Raw genomic sequence first — 16312 nt, 5'->3', positions numbered from 1 at the left:
GTCGACGGCGGTGGCCACGCTGGCCTCGGTACGTCACTCCTCGGTGGGCTCCATGACCGAGAACGACGCTCCCCACGGGTCGGTGACGACGGCGAACCGACCGAACGGGGTGTCCTCGGCCGGCATGAGCACCTTCCCGCCCCCGGACTCGACCGCCCGGACCGCCGCGTCGGTGTCGGCCACCGCGAAGCAGGTGCTCCAGCCCCGAGGCAGCCCCTCGACCACGCCGCTCAGCCCACCCAGCGGGCGGTCGCCGGTGGCGAAGGTGCAGTAGCCGCCGGCGTCCGGGACCTCCTCCCAGCCGAAGCCGAAGACGGCGGTGTAGAACTCCTGCGCCGCGGCCGGGTCGTCGACGGCGGCCTCGTTCCACACCAGTGCGCCGGGTTCGTTGAACACCTGGACCCCGGTGGTGGTGCCGGCCTGCCAGAGCCCGAACGGGCTGCCCTGCGGGTCGGCGACGATCGCCATCCGGCCGGCCGGGCCGACGTCCATCGGCGGGGCGAGCACCCCGCCGCCGGCCCCCGTCACCGCGGCGGCCGTCGCGTCGACGTCGTCGGTGGCGAAGTACGTCGTCCAGCGGGGTGGGTCGGCCTCGTCCTGTTGCGGGCCGAGCCCGGCCGCCTCGTGCCCGCCGCGCAGGCACATCAGGTAGCCGCCCGCGTCGGGGCCCGGGTCGCGGTAGCTCCAGTCGAGGACCGCTGCGTAGAACGATCGAGCGGCGTCCGGGTCGGGGGTGCCGAGGTCGACCCAGCACGGCGTGCCGGACGGCCAGGGTGTGGTGCGAGTGGGCATGACTGCTCCTCGAGTCGGGAGGCCGACCGTCCCACCGGGCACCGACGGTTCGACCGGCTCGGCGCGCCACGTCTGCCCGCCGCTGCAGCGGGTAGGGGCTCGGGCACCCCACGAGACCAGGAGCTCCCGTGCCCGACCGAGTCCCCGCCGCCGACCTGCCCCCGGGCGCCGTGCGCCCCGCCGGACAGTGGGCGGTGGCCAACACCGGCGACCGGCTGGCCGCGGTCTCCCGCCGGTGCCGGCACCAGCTGGCCGACCTGGCCGACGGCCACGTCGACGCCGAGGGCTGCCTGGTCTGCCCGTGGCACCAGTCCCGCTACGACCTCTCCACCGGGGAGATGGTCTCCGGCCCGCGTGGGTTCCTCGGCTGGCACGGGCCGACGCCGGGCTACTCCGGGCTGGTGAAGCGGCTCGGCCAGGTGGTCCGGCTACGGGTGCGCCGGGCGGTCCGGCGGGGTCCGGACGTCGTCGTCGAGCCCTGACCCCGCCGGTACGGCTCAGAAGGCGGGGATGACCGCGCCCTCGTAGTTCTCCTCGATGAAGGTCCGCACCTCGTCGGAGTGCAGCAGCTCCTCCAGCTGGCCGATCCGCTCGTCGTCCTCGGTGCCGGCGCGCACCACCAGCAGGTTGGCGTTGGGGTTGCCCTCCGCCTCCTCCAGGGCCAGCGCGTCCTCGGCCGGCACCAGGTCCGCGTCGATCGCGTAGTTGCCGTTGATCACCGCGGCGTCGACGTCGACGAGCGACCGGGGCAGCTGGGCCGCCTCGACCTCGGTGATCTGCAGGTCCTTCGGGTTGCCCTCGATGTCCAGCGAGGTGGGCGCGGCGTCGCCGGTGTCGGCCAGCGTGATCAGGTCGTTGGCGGCCAGCAACCGGAGTGCCCGACCGGCGTTGGTCGGGTCGTTGGGGATCGCCACGGTCGCGCCGTCCGGCAGGGCGGCGAGGTCGGTCAGCGACTCGGAGTAGATGCCCAGCGGCTCGATGTGCACCGGCTCCAGGGCGGTGAAGTCGTAGCCGGCGTTGGCCTCCTGCTCCTCCAGGTAGGGGATCGTCTGGAAGTAGTTGGCGTCGATCGACCCGTCGTCCAGGGCGACGTTGGGCTGGACGTAGTCGGTGAACTCGACGACCTCCAGGTCCAGGCCGGCGTCGTCGGCCAGCTCGTCGTCGATGTAGCGCAGGATCTCCGCGTGCGGGACCGGCGAGGCGCCGACCTGCAACGGCTCGTCCTCGGCGGACAGCTCGGCGCTGCCCCCGCCGCAGGCGCTCAGGACCAGGGCGGTCGCAGCGGCGGCCGCAACGGCCAGGGGGTTCTTCGAACGCATGATCAGTTCTCTCTCCTCGTGGAACAGGGACGGACGGTCAGGAGGTGGCGAGCCGGCGGGCCCAGCGGTCGCCGGCCCACTGCAGGAGCTGCACCACCACGAGCAGCAGGACGACGGTCGCGAGCGTGATGTCGGTGCGGAACTGCTGGTAGCCGTAGCGGATGGCGAAGTCGCCCAGCCCGCCGCCGCCGATCGCGCCGGCCATGGCCGAGTAGCTGATCAGCGCCACGACGGTCACGGTGACGCCGGCGACCAGCGACGGCAGCGCCTCGGGCAGCAGCACCGTGCGGACGACGTCGCGACGGCGGGCACCCATGGCCAGCGTCGCCTCGACCTTGCCGTGCGCCACCTCGCGCAGGCTCGTCTCGACCAGCCGGGCCAGGAACGGGACGGCGCCGATCGTCAACGGCACGATCGTCGCCGTCGAGCCGATGGTGGTGCCGACGATGCCGCGGGTGACCGGGGCGACCAGGACCAGCAGGATGATGAAGGGCAGCGAGCGGCCGAGGTTGACCACCAGGCCGAGCAGCCGGTTCACCAGCGGGTGCGGGGCGAGCGCCCCGGGCGCCGTGATGGTGAGCAGCACGCCGAGGGGCACGCCGAGCAGCACGGTCAGCGCGGTGGCGACGCCCACCATGTAGAGCGTCTCGCCGGTGGCGTCGACCAGCTGCGGGGCGATCCGGGACCAGTCGTTCACCGCTGCACGTCCGGGGCGTCGGCGAGCCGCTGCACGTCGGGCTCGCGGTCGGTTCGGGGTGGTGCGTCGTCGGCGTCCGGCTGGGGGCGCGGGTCGCCCGCGGCGGTCCGCTCCACCAGGGCACCACCGGCCCGCAGTCGCGCCAGTGCCGGGTCCAGCCGGCCGTCGTCCCCCTCGACCCGCAGCAGCAGCCGGCCGAAGCGCCGGCCGGCGACGGTCTCCACCGACCCGCCGACCACCTCGACCGACAGGCCGAGCTCGGCGGTGAGGGTCTGCAGGACGGCGCCGTGCGGGGTGGCGTCGGTGACCGTGAGCTGCACCAGCGCACCGTCGCCGGTCTCCGGCCCGGCCGGCGCCGGGACCAGCTGGGCGGCCAGTGCGGAGTCCGGCCGGGCCAGGACCTCGGTCAGCGGACCGCCGTCGACCACCCGGCCGTCGCTCATCAGCACCGCGCTGTCACAGACCGCACGGACGACGGACATCTCGTGGGTGATGAGCAGCACGGTCAGCCCCAGCTCGGCGCGCACCTGGCGCAGCAGCTCGAGCACGCCGGTGGTGCTGGCCGGGTCCAGGGCCGAGGTCGCCTCGTCGCAGAGCAGCACGGAGGGGCGGGCGGCCAGGGCGCGGGCGATCGCGACCCGCTGCTTCTGCCCACCGGAGAGCTGGGCCGGCCGGGAGGCGTGCCGGTCGGCGAGCCCGACCAGGTCCAGCAGCTCGGCCACCCGACGGCGGCGCTCGGTGCGGCCGACGCCAGCCAGCTCCAGCGGGTGCTCGACGTTGCCGGCCGCGGTACGGGAGTCGAGCAGGTTGAAGTGCTGGAAGATCATGCCGATGCTGCGGCGGGCCTCGCGGACCCCGGCGGCGTCGAGGTCGGTGAGCACCCGGCCGTCGACGGTGACCGTGCCCGAGGTCGGCCGCTCGAGCAGGTTCACCAGCCGGGCCAGGGTGCTCTTGCCCGAGCCGCTGGGGCCCACCACACCGGCGAACTCACCGCGGGCGACGGACAGGCTCACGCCGTCGAGGGCGACCACCTCGCCTGCGGTGCGGCGGGCGGGGAAGACCTTGCGGACGTCGGACAGCTCGATCACGGGAGTCCTCGCAGGTGGAGCGGACGGCGGGCACGGCTCGTCCTGCCGGGGTCCAGCGGGCTCGGCGCCGAACGGCGCGGCGCGGACCTCCGGTCAGGGGTGTCGGCTCACCGACAGAGCGTGCCGGCCAGGCGCATGAGGTCGATGGCGCGACGACGCGTCAACGAACCTGGCCCGACCACCACCCGAGGATGGCCTGCCTCCGCTCCGGATGCCAACCATGACCCCAGGGTTGTGATGGATCGCTCAACCACCTCCCCGCCCTGAGATCCGTCGGCCGACGGTCTCCCCCGCTGCGACAGAAATGGCCATTTCTGTCGGTACGCGTCAGGCGTCGATGCGGCGGCGGCCCTCGAACGCCCGGCCCAGGGTGACCTCGTCGGCGTACTCGAGGTCGCCGCCCACCGGCAGCCCGCTGGCCAGCCGGGACACCGCCAGCCCCAGCGGGCCGACCAGCCGGGCCAGGTAGGCGGCGGTCGCCTCGCCCTCGAGGTTCGGGTCGGTGGCGATGATGAGCTCGGTGACCTGGCCGTCCATCAGCCGGGTCATCAGCTCCTTGACCTTCAGGTCGTCGGGGCCGATCCCCTCGATCGGGCTGATCGCGCCGCCGAGCACGTGGTAGCGGCCCTTGAACTCCCGGGTCCGCTCGATCGCCACGACGTCCTTGGGCTCCTCGACGACGCAGATGACGTCGAGCGTGCGCCGCGGGTCACGGCAGATCCGGCACTGCTCGGCCTCGGCGACGTTGTGACAGGTCACGCAGAAGCGGACCTCGGCCTGCACCCGCTGCAGGGCGGCGACCAGTCGGCCGACGTCGGTCGACTCGGCGGCCAGCAGGTGGAAGGCGATGCGCTGTGCGCTCTTGGGACCGACGCCGGGCAGCCGCCCGAGCTCGTCGATGAGGTCCTGGACAGCGCCCTCGTACACGGTTCTCCTTCGCTGCGGGTGGCGGTGTGCGCACCCGGGTGGATCAGAGGCCGGGGAGACCCAGTCCGCCACCGAGACCGCCGGTCAGCGGGCCCATCGTGGAGGCGGTGAGCTCGCCGACGGCGCGCTGGGCGTCACGGAAGGCCGCGACCACCAGGTCCTGCAGGGTCTCGACGTCGTCGGGGTCGACGGCGGCCGGCGCGATCGTGACGGCGCTGACCTCACCGCTGCCGGTCATCGTCACCGTGACCAGCTCGCCGCCGGCCGAACCGGTCACCTCCGCACGGGACAGCTCCTCCTGCGCGGCAGCGAGCTGCTGCTGCATCTGCTGCGCCTGCTTCATGATCTGCTGCATGTCGGGCTGGCCACCGGGTCGCATGGTCCGAGCGTAGGTGCTGGCACCGACAGTCCGCCGCACGCACCGCTCCACGCGAGCCGACTTGGGGCGCGCCCGGGCTCGGTGGCAGGGTCGCCCCGTGACGGGCGACGGCGTGCAGGTCCGCAGCACCGTGGGCGGGGCACGCACCGGGCCGTGGTCGCAGCTCGCGCTCATCGCGCTGACCCAGGTGCTGGCCCTGGCCGTGTGGTTCTCCGCCTCCGCCGTGCTGCCCGTGCTGCGCCGCGACTGGGAGCTGGGCACCGCCGGAGGGGTCGGGCTCACCGTCGCCGTGCAGCTGGGCTTCGTGGTGGGTGCGCTCGTCTCGGCGACGACCGGGCTGGCCGACCGGGTGCGCCCCGAGCGGCTGCTCGCCACCGGGGCCGGGGCCGCCGCCGCGTGCACCCTCGGCGTCGCCGTCCTGGCCGAGGGGCCGCTGCTCGGCGTCGCGCTCCGCTTCCTGACCGGGATGGGCCTCGCGCTGGTCTACCCGATCGGCATGAAGCTGATGGCCTCGTGGTTCGGCGCCCGCGGGCGGGGGCTGGCGCTCGGCGTGCTGGTCGGCGCGCTCACCCTGGGCTCGCTGCTGCCCCAGCTGCTGGTCGGCGTGCTCGGCGACTCGTGGCGGACCGTGCTGGTCGCCGCGGCGGCGAGCGGCGGGGCCGCGGCCCTGCTGGCGCTCGGCCTGTTGCGCGCCGGGCCGCACCTGTCGGTGGGCAGCCGCCCGCGGGCCGCGCAGGCCTTCGACGGCTTCCGCTCGGCCCGGCCGCGGCTGGTGAACCTCGCCTACCTCGGGCACATGTGGGAGCTCTACGCGCTCTGGACCTGGGCCGCGGTGTGGATCACCGCGTCCCGCGACGTCCACGATCCCGCCCTGCCGGCCGCCCGGATCGCCCTGCTGGCCCTGATCGCGTTCGGGATCTGCGGCGCGGCCGGCTGCGTGCTGGCCGGCTGGCTCGCCCGCCGGTGGGGTCGGGCCCCGGTCGCCACCGTCGCGGTGGCCACCAGCGGCGTGTGCTGCCTGCTGTCCCCGTGGGCCTGGTCCTGGCCGACCGCCGTCCTCGCCGTCTTCGTCTGCGTCTGGGGGGCCAGCGTCATCGCCGACTCGGCGATGTTCTCCACCCTGCTCAGCGAGGTCTCCGACCGCCGCTGGGTCGGCACCGCCCTCACCGTGCAGACCGCGACCGGTTTCCTGCTCACCACGGTGACGATCAGCGCGCTCCCCTACCTGGCCGACCTCGTCACCTGGCAGTGGACTCTGCTGCTGCTCGCCGCCGGCCCGGTGGCCTCGGTCGCCGCGCTGGCCCGCTTCCGGGCACTGGACCGGGGACCAAGGACCGCGGCCGGCTGACCACCCGGCGGGGCACGATGAGCGGACGCGGGGACCTCGCCTGCGCCCACGACGAGACAGGAGCACGGACGCCGATGGACGTCGAGGAGACACGACTGCCCGGGATCGGGCTCCGGCACGACCTGGTGACCGCGCAGGGCCGGCGGGTCGGGGTCATCTCCCAGCGCAACGGGGCCCGGCACGTCGTCCTCTACGACGAGCGGGACCCCGACGCGACGGCGGCCACGATCGAGCTGACCGCGGAGGAGAGCGAGGTCGTCGCCGAGCTGCTGGGTGCCCCGCGGATCACCGAGCGGTTGTCCCGGCTGCGTGAGCAGGTGGAGAGCCTGGCCACCGAGGGCGTGCCGATCGAGCCCGGCTCCCCCTACGTCGCCGCCACCCTGGGTGACGCGGCCATCCGGACCCGCACCGGCGCCTCCGTCGTCGCGGTCGTCCGGGGTGAGGAGATGATCGCCTCACCCACTCCCGACTTCCGGTTCCAGGCCGAGGACCGGCTGGTCGTGGTCGGCACCTCGGACGGCGTCGCAGCGGTCGGTGACCTGCTCAACCCGCGCTGATGGACCTGGGGCACACCGCGATCCTGCTGCTGGAGCTGGGCGCCGTCCTCTTCGGGCTGGGGCTGCTCGGCTCGCTGGCCGGCCGGATCGGTTTGTCCCCCATCCCGCTCTACCTGCTCGCCGGGCTGGCGTTCGGCACCGGCGGGCTGCTGCCACTGGACGCCCCCGAGGGCTTCTTCTCCACCGGTGCCGAGGTCGGCATCGTGCTCCTGCTGCTCGTCCTCGGGCTCGAGTACACCGCCGGTGACCTGGTCGAGAACCTGCGCCGTCAGGCGCCGGTCGGGGTCGTCGACCTGCTGCTCAACGGCCTGCCCGGGGCCGCGCTGGCGTTGTTCCTGGGCTGGGGGCCCACCGCCGCGCTGGCCCTGTTCGGCGTCACCGCGATCAGCTCGTCGGGGATCGTCTCCAAGCTGCTGACCGACCTCGGCCGGCTCGGCAACCGGGAGACCCCGGCCGTGCTCGGCGTCCTGGTCATCGAGGACCTGGCGATGGCCGCCTACCTCCCGGTGCTCACCGGCGTCGTCGCGGCCACCACCACCGGTGACGCCCTGCTGTCGGTCAGCGTCGCCCTGGCCACCCTCGCGGCCGTGCTGGCCGTCGCAGTGCGCCACGGCACCACGGTGACCCGGTTCGTCGGGGCGCGGTCCAACGAGATCCTGCTGCTGCGCGTGCTCGGCCTGGCGCTGCTGGTCGCCGGTGCCGCCGAGGCGGTGCACGTCTCGGCGGCGGTGGGCGCGTTCCTGCTCGGCATCGCCCTCTCCGGCGAGGTCGCCGAGCGGATCGGGGACGTGCTCGCCCCGCTGCGCGACCTGTTCGCCGCGGTCTTCTTCGTCTTCTTCGGGCTGTCCACCGACCCCTCCCAGCTGCCCGGCGCGCTGCTGCCCGCAGCGGCGCTGGCCGCGGTCGGCATCGTGACCAAGTTCGGCACCGGGTGGGTCGCCGGGCGCCGGGCCGGCGTCGGGCCGCCCGGCCGGGTGCGCGCCGGGGCGGCCCTGGTCGCGCGCGGCGAGTTCTCGATCATCATCGCCGGCCTGGTGCTGGGCAGCGTGCCGGCGGCCTTCGGCTCGACGGTCGCCGCCTACGTGCTGATCCTGGCCGTGCTCGGGCCGCTGGCGCCGCGACTGGTCGACCCGTGGGTGCGCCGGCTCGCCCAGCGTTCCGCGCCGCCCCGGCCCTCGCCGTAGGAACGGTGCGCCGGTCAGCTGTCGATCGGTCGTGCGCCGAGCTGGGTGCGCAGCAGCTGGAGCGCGGCGGCCTCGGGGTCCAGCGCCGGTGCGGAGTCCGCGGTGTCGCCGGAGGCCGCGTCGGCGGCCCGCTCGGCCATCAGCTCGTCGGCCTCGGCGGACTCCGCGGCCTGCACGGCGGCCCGCGCCGCCTCCGGTGACACCGGCGCCCCGCCCCCCGAGCCACCGCCGGCGGCCCCGGGCTGACCCGGCCCCCCGTCGACGACGGCCTGCACCTTCCAGCGGACGCCGAGCAGCTCCTGCAGCGACTGCCGGATGACGTCCTTGTTCAGGTCGTCGCCCAGCATCTTGGCCAGCGCCGGCGAGGTGGCCGCCAGGGTGAGCACCCCGTTGGTCAGGTCGTGGACCTGGGCGCTCTTGAGCAGCGCCTCGGTGGTGCGCTTGTGCCCGCGCACCACCTTGAGCAGCTCCGGCCAGATGCGCCGGACGTCGGCGGTGGTCAGCGCAGCGTCGTCGCCGGCGGGTTCGGCCGGCGTGGCCGACACCAGCGGCGTGGGCTCGCCGCCGCGTGGCGCCGGCGCGGACTCCGCTGCGGCCCGGGGTGCCGGAGCGGCCTCCGTGGCCGGCGCGGCGGCGCGGTGCGGTTCCGCCGCCGGGCGGGCCGGCTGCGGCCAGTCCTCGTCGTCGGTGGGCTCGGGCGGCAGCGGCACCTCGGACGCCGGCGCGCTCTCCGACCGGGGCCGCGGGGGGTCGGCGGCGGGCGGCTGGGCAGCCGCAGGCGCCGGGGCGGGTCCGCCCGGACGGGCGGTCACCGGCCAGCCGTCGTCGCCCTCCGGGGCCGGCGGGGAGGCCGGGGCCGGGGTGGGGGCGGCCGGCGCGGAACGGGCCTGCGAGGGACGGACGTAGGCCGGCCGGCTCGTCGGCGCAGCGGCGGGCGGCGCCACCGGCTCCGCCACCGGGGCCTGAGCCTGCGGGGCCGGAGCCTGCGGGGCCGGAGCCTGCGGGGCCGGCGCCTGCGGGGCCGGCGCCTGCGGGGCCGGAGCCTGCGGGGCCGCCGGGGTGCGGACCGCGGGCGGCGGTGCCTGGACCGGGGCCGGGCGGGCGGCCTCGCGCACCGGCGCCGGGGCGGCGGCCTCCGGGCGGCCGGCGTGCTCGCCGGCGATCGACATCCGGCGCTCCAGCCGCTCCAGCCGCTGCAGGGTGGCGGCGGCCGAGCCGTCGACCCCGGGCAGCAGCATCCGGGCGCAGACGAGCTCCAGGAGCAGCCGGGGGGCCGTCGTCCCGCGCATCTCGGTGAGGCCCTCGTGCACGGTGTCCGCCAGCCGGGAGAGCGTGGCCGAGCCCAGCGCCTGGGCCTGCCGGCTCATCACGTCGATCCGGTCGGGCGGGCTGTCGAGCAGGCCGTTGCCGCCGGCCTCGGGCACGGCGTCCAGCACGATCAGGTCGCGCAGCCGGTCCAGCAGGTCGGTGGCGAACCGGCGGGGGTCGTGGCCGGCCTCGACCACGCGGTCGACGGCCTGGAAGACGCCCGGCGCGTCGGAGGCGGCCAGCGCATCGACGGCCTCGTCGAGCAGCGCCTCGTCGGTGACGCCGAGCAGGCCAACGGCCGACCGGTAGGTGACCCCCTCGGGGCCGGCGCCGGCCAGCAGCTGGTCGAGGATCGACAGCGAGTCGCGCACCGAACCGCCGCCGGCCCGGACCACCAGCGGGAACACCGTCGGCTCCACGGTGACGCCCTCGGCCGCGCACGTCTTCTCCAGCAGGGCGCGCAGCGTGCTGGGCGGCACCAGCCGGAACGGGTAGTGGTGGGTGCGCGAGCGGATCGTCGGGAGGACCTTCTCCGGCTCGGTGGTGGCGAAGACGAAGACCAGGAACTCCGGCGGCTCCTCGACCACCTTGAGCAGGGCGTTGAAGCCCTGCGAGCTGACCATGTGCGCCTCGTCGACGATGTAGACCTTGTAGCGGCTGTGCACCGGGGCGAAGAACGCCTTCTCGCGCAGGTCGCGGGCGTCGTCGACACCACCGTGGCTGGCCGCGTCGATCTCCATGACGTCGATCGAGCCGGGGCCGTCGGGGGCCAGCGCGACGCACGAGCCGCAGACGCCGCAGGGGGTGGAGGTCGGCCCCTGCTCGCAGTTCAGCGAGCGGGCCAGGATCCGCGCCGACGACGTCTTCCCGCAGCCCCGCGGCCCGCTGAACAGGTAGGCGTGGTTGATCCGCCCGCCGTCCACGGCGTTCACCAGCGGTGCGGTGACGTGCTCCTGCCCGACCACCTCGGCGAAGGTCGCCGGACGGTACTTGCGGTAGAGCGCCAGAGCCACGCCGCGAGGTTACGTGGCCGCACCGACGCTCCGCCGTGCTGTCGACGCAGCGCGCCGTCAGGTCAGCTCTCGGTCGTCGATCGAGACCCGGCGGTCCCCCGACCGATGAGTCCGGTGCGCCCGTCCGGTCCCCCAGCCGAACACGCCACGATCACTCCCACCCGAGGAACCGACATGACCGCGCTCTACACCTGGGACGTCTTCTCCACCCTCGACGGCTACGGCTCCTACGCCGAGGGTGCCGACTGGGGCGGCTACTGGGGCAAGCAGGGCCCCGAGCTGCTCGCGCACCGCGCCGGCCTGTTCGACACCGACCAGCGCATGGTCTTCGGAGCCACCACGTTCCGGGAGAACGCCCAGGTCATGATCACGGGTGACGATCCCCTCACGCTCGACGAGTGGAACGTCCGAATGCTGCGGATGCCCGCGACGGTGGTCTCCGCCACGTTGCAGGACACCCTGGGCTGGCCGGACGCGACCATCGTGCGGGGGGACGCCGTGGACACCGTCATCCGGCTCAAGGAGGCGTCGGACGTGCCGCTGCGCTCGCAGGCCAGCCTGTCGCTGAACTGGGCGCTGCTGGCCGCCGGCCTGGTCGACCGTCTGCAGGTGACCGTCTTCCCGGTCATCTCCGGACGGACCGGGACCAGCCCGGTCCTCGCGGGCGCGGGTGACGTCGACCTCGAACTGCTCGAGAGCCGGACCCTCGACGGCCGCACCCAGGAACTGGTCTACCGCCCCACCCCCCGGTGACGGCCGCTGACCTACATGGTCAGGCGCAGGAAGAACTCGACGGAACCGGAGTCCTCGACGCTGACGAAGCCCAGGTCCGGCGGCTCGATGCCGTAGTCGGCGAAGCTCACCGGCACCGCACCCGAGACGTCCACGCCGTCGGCGGTGCGGACGACGGAGAGCTCGGTGGTCACCGGCTGCGTCGTGCCGGCCAGGGTCAGCTCGCCGGTCACCGGCACGGTGACCGGCGTGCCGCTGAGCTCGGGGAGGTCGGCCACCTCGGTGACGGAGAAGACCGCGGTGGGGTTCCCGGCGACGTCCATCACGTTGTCCCGGAAGTACGAGTCGCGGCGGCCGCTGTCGGTGCTGATCGAGGCGACGTCGACGGCCACGTCGGCGTCGGCGAGGTCCCCACCGGAGACGACGACGGTGCCGGTGACCTGGTCGGTCGTGCCGGCCACGGTGACGTCGGCGCCGTTGAGCACCTCGTCGACGCGGTAGCCCGCGGTGGAGTCGGGGGCGATGGTCCAGGTGCCGTCGGTGTCCGCGGCGAGCTCGACCTCCTGCGGCTGAGCCTGCACCGTCTCGGCCGGGGGCGCGTCCTCCGCGAGAGCGGCGTAGATCAACGGCCCGCCGAGAGCCCCTGCGGCGACCACCGCCACGGCCCCGCCGGTGATCCACCAGGTACGACGACTGGGCACGGCCACTCCTCCGCTCGAAGGTGGGTGCATCAGAGCGCACGAACCTGGGAGCAGCCTGAGAATCGCCCGGGAGAGAGAAAGGACCCCCCGCACACCCGTCAGAGCCCGCTTATCCTTGCTGCCTTCCGGCCCTGGGGAGGTTCACAGGGTGACGCCGCACGAGGGGTCGCCGTCCACTGTAGAGGACGCCGCCGATGCCGGAGCCGCCCTCCCCGTACGCTCCCGCCGCATGACCGGGCGCACCCCTCAGCCCGTCCCGCCTGCGCCGTCCACCCGCGGCTTCGTGCTCGTCGTCCTGGCCGCGCTGTGCTGGGGGACCTCGGGCATCACCGGCGACCTGGTCGCCGACCGCACCGACCTGGACCCGCTCGACGTCGCCTGGCACCGGATGGCCGTCGGCGCGCTCGCCCTGCTCGCCGTGCACCTGCTCGCGCGGCGGACCTCCGCCAGGCCCGCCGCCCCACCGGTCCCCTGGTCGCGCTCGCTGCGCTGGCGGCTGGCCGGCGTCGGCGCCGGGCTGGCGGTCTACCAGAGCGCCTACTTCGCCGCCGTGGCCACGGCCGGGGTGAGCATCGCGACGCTGGTCGCACTCGGCCTGGCCCCGCTGCTGGTGGCCGTCGGTGCCGCCGCACTCGGGCACGGCCGCCCGGACCGGGCGACCGGCGTCGCCCTCGTCGTGGCCCTGGCCGGGCTGGTGCTCCTCGTGGGCGTCTCGGCGGGCGGCGACGGCGGGGACGCCGTCCTGCTGGGCGCACTGGCCGCGATCGGCTGCGCGGTCGCCTACGCCGCGGTCGTGCTGCTGTCGGCCGGCGCACCGGCGGGCGTGCCGACGACGACGGTCGGCTTCGCCGTGGGGGCCGTGGCGCTCACCCCGGTGGCGCTGGCCGCCGGGCTCGACCTCACCGCCGACCCGCTGGGGCTGGCGCTGCTGGTCTACCTGGGGCTGGTGCCGACCGCGCTCGCCTACGGGCTGTTCTTCACCGGGGTCCGGGCCGTGCCGGCCGCGGTCGCCTCGATCGTGACCCTGCTGGAGCCGCTGACCGCGACCGCGCTGGCGGCCGTGGTGCTCGGGGAGCGGCTCACCCCGACCGCGCTGGCCGGGGGAGCGCTGATGCTCGGCGCCGTGACGGCGCTCTACCTGCGGAGGATGGGAGATTCGAACTCCCGAGGGCTTGCACCCAACCCGCTTTCCAAGCGAGCGCCATAGGCCACTAGGCGAATCCTCCAGTGCGGGGCCACTGTACCGGGCGGGTCCGCGGCAGTCAGCCGCTCCCCTCCACCCGAGCAGCCTGCGGGGCCGGAAAGTGGTTGAGTGATCTACGGGACGGCGACCGCCGCACGGAACCGGACACCGGGAGGACCGACATGAGCAGCGCCGAGCAGGTGCGCCCCGACGTGGTCGCGGCGATCGTCACCGCGCTGGAGGAGACCGACCCCAGCAACCTCCCTCCCGACGCCACCCGCGCCGAGAAGGACGCCGCCAAGGACCAGTACCTCTCCGGCCTGGTCGCCGGGCGGGCGCAGCGTGAGCGGCAGACCCGGGCGTGGGAGCTGCTGCTGACCCGCAGCCACGACGAGCCGCCGAGCTGGCGGCAGCTGTTCGACGAGCTCCCGCAGAGCTCGGTCGACCAACTGGGCGACCTCTACGACGCGCTGCCCGAGGGGGCCCAGACGGAGTACGCGCGCCGGTACGGGGCCCCCGTCTCCGCCTGACCCGCGGCGCGGCCGACGTGCGGGCAGGGCTGGGGTGACGGCGCCGGGCGTCCGGGTGGCCGGGCGCTACCTGCTGCGGTCCCGACTCGGCGGCGGGGCCATGGGCGCGGTCTGGCTGGCCCGCGACGAGCTGCTGGGCCGCGACGTCGCGGTGAAGCAGGTGCTCATCCCGGTCGGCAGCGACCCGGAGGCGACCGCCGGGCACCGCGAGGCGGCCATGCGCGAGGGTCGGATCGCCGCCCGGCTGACCCATCCGCACGCCATCGCGGTCTACGACATGGTCGACGACGGCGGGACGCCGTGGCTGGTGATGGAGCACCTGCCCTCCCGGAGCCTGGCGAGCGTGCTCGCCGAACGGGGCACGCTGCCCGTCCAGCAGGTGGCCCTGATCGGCGCGCAGGTCGCCGATGCGCTGGTGGCCACGCACGCCGCCGGGGTCGTCCACCGGGACGTGAAGCCGGGGAACATCCTGATCGGCGAGGGACAGCGCAGCGCCGGCCTCGTGAAGATCACCGACTTCGGCATCTCCCGTGCTCGCGGCGACGTCTCGCTCACCCAGACCGGCGTGGTGAAGGGGACGCCGGCCTACCTGGCCCCCGAGGTCGCCCGCGGGCAGGAACCGCGGGAGGCCAGCGACGTCTTCTCCCTCGGCGCCACGCTGCACGCCTGCCTGGAGGGGACGCCGCCGTTCGGGATGACGGAGAACCCGCTGGAGATGCTCCACCGGGTCGCCGGGGGCAACGTGGCCCGGCCGCGGAACGCCGGGCCGCTCACCCGGCCGCTGATGCGGATGCTGGCCAACGACCCGGCGAAGCGGCCGACGATGTCCCAGGCGCGCGACCAGCTGGCGAAGCTGGCTGCCGGCCGGGACGGCGACGTCACCGAGGTGCTCGCCGCGCGCACGCCGCTGCTGCCCACGCTGGCCGACCTGCGCGCGGTGCCCGGTGCGGAGCCCGCCGGCGCGCCAGGCACACCCGCCGGCACCGACTCCCCCGCCACGACCGGGACTGCCGCTGGGCCGGCCGCCGCCGGGGTGGCCGCCGCCCGGCCGGCGCCCCCGGTCGACGACCCGCCGTCCCCGGAGACGGGCGACCGACCGGGCACGGGCGACCAGCCGGAGAGCACCGACCGGCCACCGGTCGCCGGTGCCACACCCCCGGGTGCCGCGGCGGCCGGCGCGCCGTCTGCGGCCGACCAGTCACCCTCGGGCGCACCCGCACCGGGGCGCCGGCGCCGGTCCCGGCTGGTCGCCGCCGTCGCGATCGTGCTCCTCGCCCTGTCCGGCACGCTGGGCGCGGTCTGGTTCGGGGCCCGGGACGACGACCGGGCCCCGGCGGCCGAGGCCGACAGCTCGCCGTCGGCACCGTCGTCCAGCGACCCGGCGCCGCCCACCGAGGACGAGCCGGTGGTCACGTCGGAGACCCCGTCGCCGACCTCCGCCGCCCCGACCCCGTCGGTGACCCCGCCGCCAGCAGCGCCCACCCCGACCCCCACCCCGACCTCCACGCCCACCCAGGCCCCCACCCCGACGCCGACGCCCGCAGGCCCGGCACCGGGCTCCGCGGCCGAGGTCGTGCAGGCGGTCACCAGCTACTACGCACTCCTGCCCGGTGACCCGGGGGCTGCCTGGGAGCGCACCGGCCCCCGGCTGCGCGCGGAGATCGGCAGCAGGTCGGCCTACCTGGCCTTCTGGGACCGCTTCCGGAGCGTCAGCCGGGGGCCGGTGTCGGCGCAGGACGGGTCGCTCCTCGCGTCCATGCCGGTCACCTTCACCGAGCGCGACGGCAGCGTCAGCGCCGAGCAGCACGAGATCACCCTGGTCCGCGGGGACGACGGCCGGCTGCTCATCGACTACGACGTCCCGGTCTGACGGACCCCGGACGCCAGAACGGCGGCGCCCCGTGCGGGGCGCCGCCGTTCTCGACTGACATGGCGGTGGCGGTGGGATTTGAACCCACGGAGGCTTGCACCTCACACGCTTTCGAGGCGTGCTCCTTCGGCCGCTCGGACACGCCACCGTCGGACAGACTACAGGCCCCGCTTCGAGCGGAAGAACGCACGTAGCAACGCGCCGGACTCCTCGGCGCGGACACCGCCGGTGACCTCGGGGCGGTGGTTGAGCCGCCGGTCACGGACGACGTCCCACAACGAACCGGCCGCCCCCGCCTTCGGGTCGTCGGCGCCGTAGACCACCCGCGCCACCCGGGCCAGCACGCTCGCCCCGGCGCACATCGTGCAGGGCTCCAGCGTGACCACCAGGCTCGCCCCGGTCAGCCGCCAGCCGTCACCGTGCACCGCCGCCGCGGCGCGCAGGGCCAGCACCTCGGCGTGCGCGGTCGGGTCGCCCCGCTTCTCCCGCTCGTTGGCCGCCTCGGCCAGCACCGTCCCGTCGGGACCGAGGACGACGGCGCCGATCGGCGTGTCACCCCACTCCTGTGCGGCGGCCGCGAGCTCCAGCGCCCGGAGCATCGCCTCGTCGTCGGTCACCGCCGGCCCAACCACGGACGGGCGGACAGGTGTGCCTCGCCGCGAGTAGTGCTCTGGCGCACCAGTA

16 protein-coding genes, 2 tRNA genes, 1 other RNA gene and 1 pseudogene are annotated in these 16312 nt (G+C 75.2%); 8 read left to right on the top strand and 12 right to left on the bottom strand.

What is annotated here, in order from left to right; translation table 11 throughout:
• Positions 1-33 precede the first annotated feature (33 nt).
• A complete protein-coding gene (locus O2W18_RS01550) occupies positions 34-792 on the bottom strand; it encodes a VOC family protein (protein ID WP_269185822.1) in 759 nt (252 codons plus the stop codon).
• 128 nt (positions 793-920) lie between these two features.
• On the opposite strand from O2W18_RS01550, the gene O2W18_RS01545 reads away from it, so the two are divergent.
• A complete protein-coding gene (locus tag O2W18_RS01545) occupies positions 921-1274 on the top strand; it encodes a Rieske (2Fe-2S) protein (protein ID WP_269185821.1) in 354 nt (117 codons plus the stop codon).
• Positions 1275-1289: 15 nt separating this feature from the next.
• On the opposite strand, the gene O2W18_RS01540 is transcribed toward O2W18_RS01545, so the two are convergent.
• The 5 genes from O2W18_RS01540 to O2W18_RS01520 all read right to left on the bottom strand — a co-directional run bounded on the left by O2W18_RS01540 (position 1290) and on the right by O2W18_RS01520 (position 5202).
• Positions 1290-2111 carry a MetQ/NlpA family ABC transporter substrate-binding protein gene (locus O2W18_RS01540; RefSeq protein WP_269185820.1) on the bottom strand — a complete coding sequence of 274 codons (822 nt, stop codon included), beginning with the start codon at positions 2109-2111 and terminating at the stop codon, positions 1290-1292.
• A 37-nt stretch (positions 2112-2148) separates the two neighbouring features.
• On the bottom strand, positions 2149-2808 hold the full coding sequence (locus O2W18_RS01535) for a methionine ABC transporter permease (protein ID WP_269172337.1): 660 nt from the start codon (positions 2806-2808) through the stop codon (positions 2149-2151).
• Complete coding sequence (locus O2W18_RS01530) at positions 2805-3896, bottom strand: methionine ABC transporter ATP-binding protein (protein ID WP_269185819.1); 1092 nt, start codon at positions 3894-3896, stop codon at positions 2805-2807. The genes O2W18_RS01535 and O2W18_RS01530 overlap by 4 nt, the downstream gene beginning before the upstream one ends.
• A 327-nt stretch (positions 3897-4223) precedes the next feature.
• Entirely contained in the window at positions 4224-4823 is a 600-nt protein-coding gene (gene recR, locus O2W18_RS01525) for a recombination mediator RecR (RefSeq protein ID WP_269159620.1), read from the bottom strand.
• Between the two features lie 43 nt (positions 4824-4866).
• Positions 4867-5202 carry a YbaB/EbfC family nucleoid-associated protein gene (locus O2W18_RS01520; RefSeq protein ID WP_269185818.1) on the bottom strand — a complete coding sequence of 112 codons (336 nt, stop codon included), beginning with the start codon at positions 5200-5202 and terminating at the stop codon, positions 4867-4869.
• A 97-nt stretch (positions 5203-5299) separates the two neighbouring features.
• On the opposite strand from O2W18_RS01520, the gene O2W18_RS01515 reads away from it, so the two are divergent.
• From O2W18_RS01515 to O2W18_RS01505, 3 genes are all read left to right on the top strand, one after another.
• Positions 5300-6550 (top strand): MFS transporter, encoded by a 1251-nt coding sequence (locus O2W18_RS01515; protein ID WP_269185817.1) that lies wholly within the window; start codon positions 5300-5302, stop codon positions 6548-6550.
• Between the two features lie 74 nt (positions 6551-6624).
• Positions 6625-7107: a cation:proton antiporter regulatory subunit gene (locus tag O2W18_RS01510; RefSeq protein ID WP_269185816.1), complete on the top strand. Its 483-nt coding sequence runs from the start codon at positions 6625-6627 to the stop codon at positions 7105-7107.
• Positions 7107-8291 (top strand): cation:proton antiporter, encoded by a 1185-nt coding sequence (locus tag O2W18_RS01505; RefSeq protein ID WP_269185815.1) that lies wholly within the window; start codon positions 7107-7109, stop codon positions 8289-8291. The genes O2W18_RS01510 and O2W18_RS01505 overlap by 1 nt, the downstream gene beginning before the upstream one ends.
• Positions 8292-8305: 14 nt before the next feature.
• Here O2W18_RS01505 and O2W18_RS01500 read toward each other — a convergent pair whose 3' ends face one another.
• Positions 8306-10612: a DNA polymerase III subunit gamma and tau gene (locus O2W18_RS01500; RefSeq protein WP_269185814.1), complete on the bottom strand. Its 2307-nt coding sequence runs from the start codon at positions 10610-10612 to the stop codon at positions 8306-8308.
• A 174-nt stretch (positions 10613-10786) separates the two neighbouring features.
• Between O2W18_RS01500 and O2W18_RS01495 the strand changes: the two genes are divergently transcribed.
• A complete protein-coding gene (locus O2W18_RS01495) occupies positions 10787-11365 on the top strand; it encodes a dihydrofolate reductase family protein (RefSeq protein ID WP_269185813.1) in 579 nt (192 codons plus the stop codon).
• An 11-nt stretch (positions 11366-11376) separates the two neighbouring features.
• Here the strand turns inward: O2W18_RS01495 and O2W18_RS01490 are convergent, their stop codons facing one another.
• Positions 11377-12045 (bottom strand): YceI family protein, encoded by a 669-nt coding sequence (locus O2W18_RS01490; protein WP_269185812.1) that lies wholly within the window; start codon positions 12043-12045, stop codon positions 11377-11379.
• A 75-nt stretch (positions 12046-12120) separates the two neighbouring features.
• Positions 12121-12216, bottom strand: an RNA gene (gene ffs, locus O2W18_RS01485) — signal recognition particle sRNA small type.
• Between the two features lie 58 nt (positions 12217-12274).
• On the opposite strand from ffs, the pseudogene O2W18_RS01480 reads away from it, so the two are divergent.
• Positions 12275-13120 (top strand): annotated as a pseudogene (locus O2W18_RS01480) (DMT family transporter); the annotation flags it as partial.
• A gap of 66 nt (positions 13121-13186) precedes the next feature.
• Here O2W18_RS01480 and O2W18_RS01475 read toward each other — a convergent pair.
• Positions 13187-13271: transfer RNA gene (locus tag O2W18_RS01475), tRNA-Ser, on the bottom strand.
• 139 nt (positions 13272-13410) lie between these two features.
• On the opposite strand from O2W18_RS01475, the gene O2W18_RS01470 reads away from it, so the two are divergent.
• Positions 13411-13758, top strand: coding sequence for a hypothetical protein (locus O2W18_RS01470; protein WP_269185811.1), 348 nt, complete (start codon positions 13411-13413; stop codon positions 13756-13758).
• A gap of 34 nt (positions 13759-13792) precedes the next feature.
• Positions 13793-15628: a serine/threonine-protein kinase gene (locus O2W18_RS01465; protein ID WP_269185810.1), complete on the top strand. Its 1836-nt coding sequence runs from the start codon at positions 13793-13795 to the stop codon at positions 15626-15628.
• Positions 15629-15688: 60 nt separating this feature from the next.
• Here the strand turns inward: O2W18_RS01465 and O2W18_RS01460 are convergent.
• Together O2W18_RS01460 and O2W18_RS01455 are read right to left on the bottom strand one after the other, a co-directional pair.
• Positions 15689-15776: transfer RNA gene (locus O2W18_RS01460), tRNA-Ser, on the bottom strand.
• Between the two features lie 10 nt (positions 15777-15786).
• Entirely contained in the window at positions 15787-16245 is a 459-nt protein-coding gene (locus tag O2W18_RS01455; RefSeq protein ID WP_269185809.1) for a nucleoside deaminase, read from the bottom strand.
• Positions 16246-16312: the final 67 nt, after the last annotated feature.

It is taken from the genome of Modestobacter sp. VKM Ac-2983 (genome assembly GCF_026967885.1).
GTDB lineage: Bacteria > Actinomycetota > Actinomycetes > Mycobacteriales > Geodermatophilaceae > Modestobacter.
This window is presented reverse-complemented; position numbering and strand designations above follow the sequence as displayed.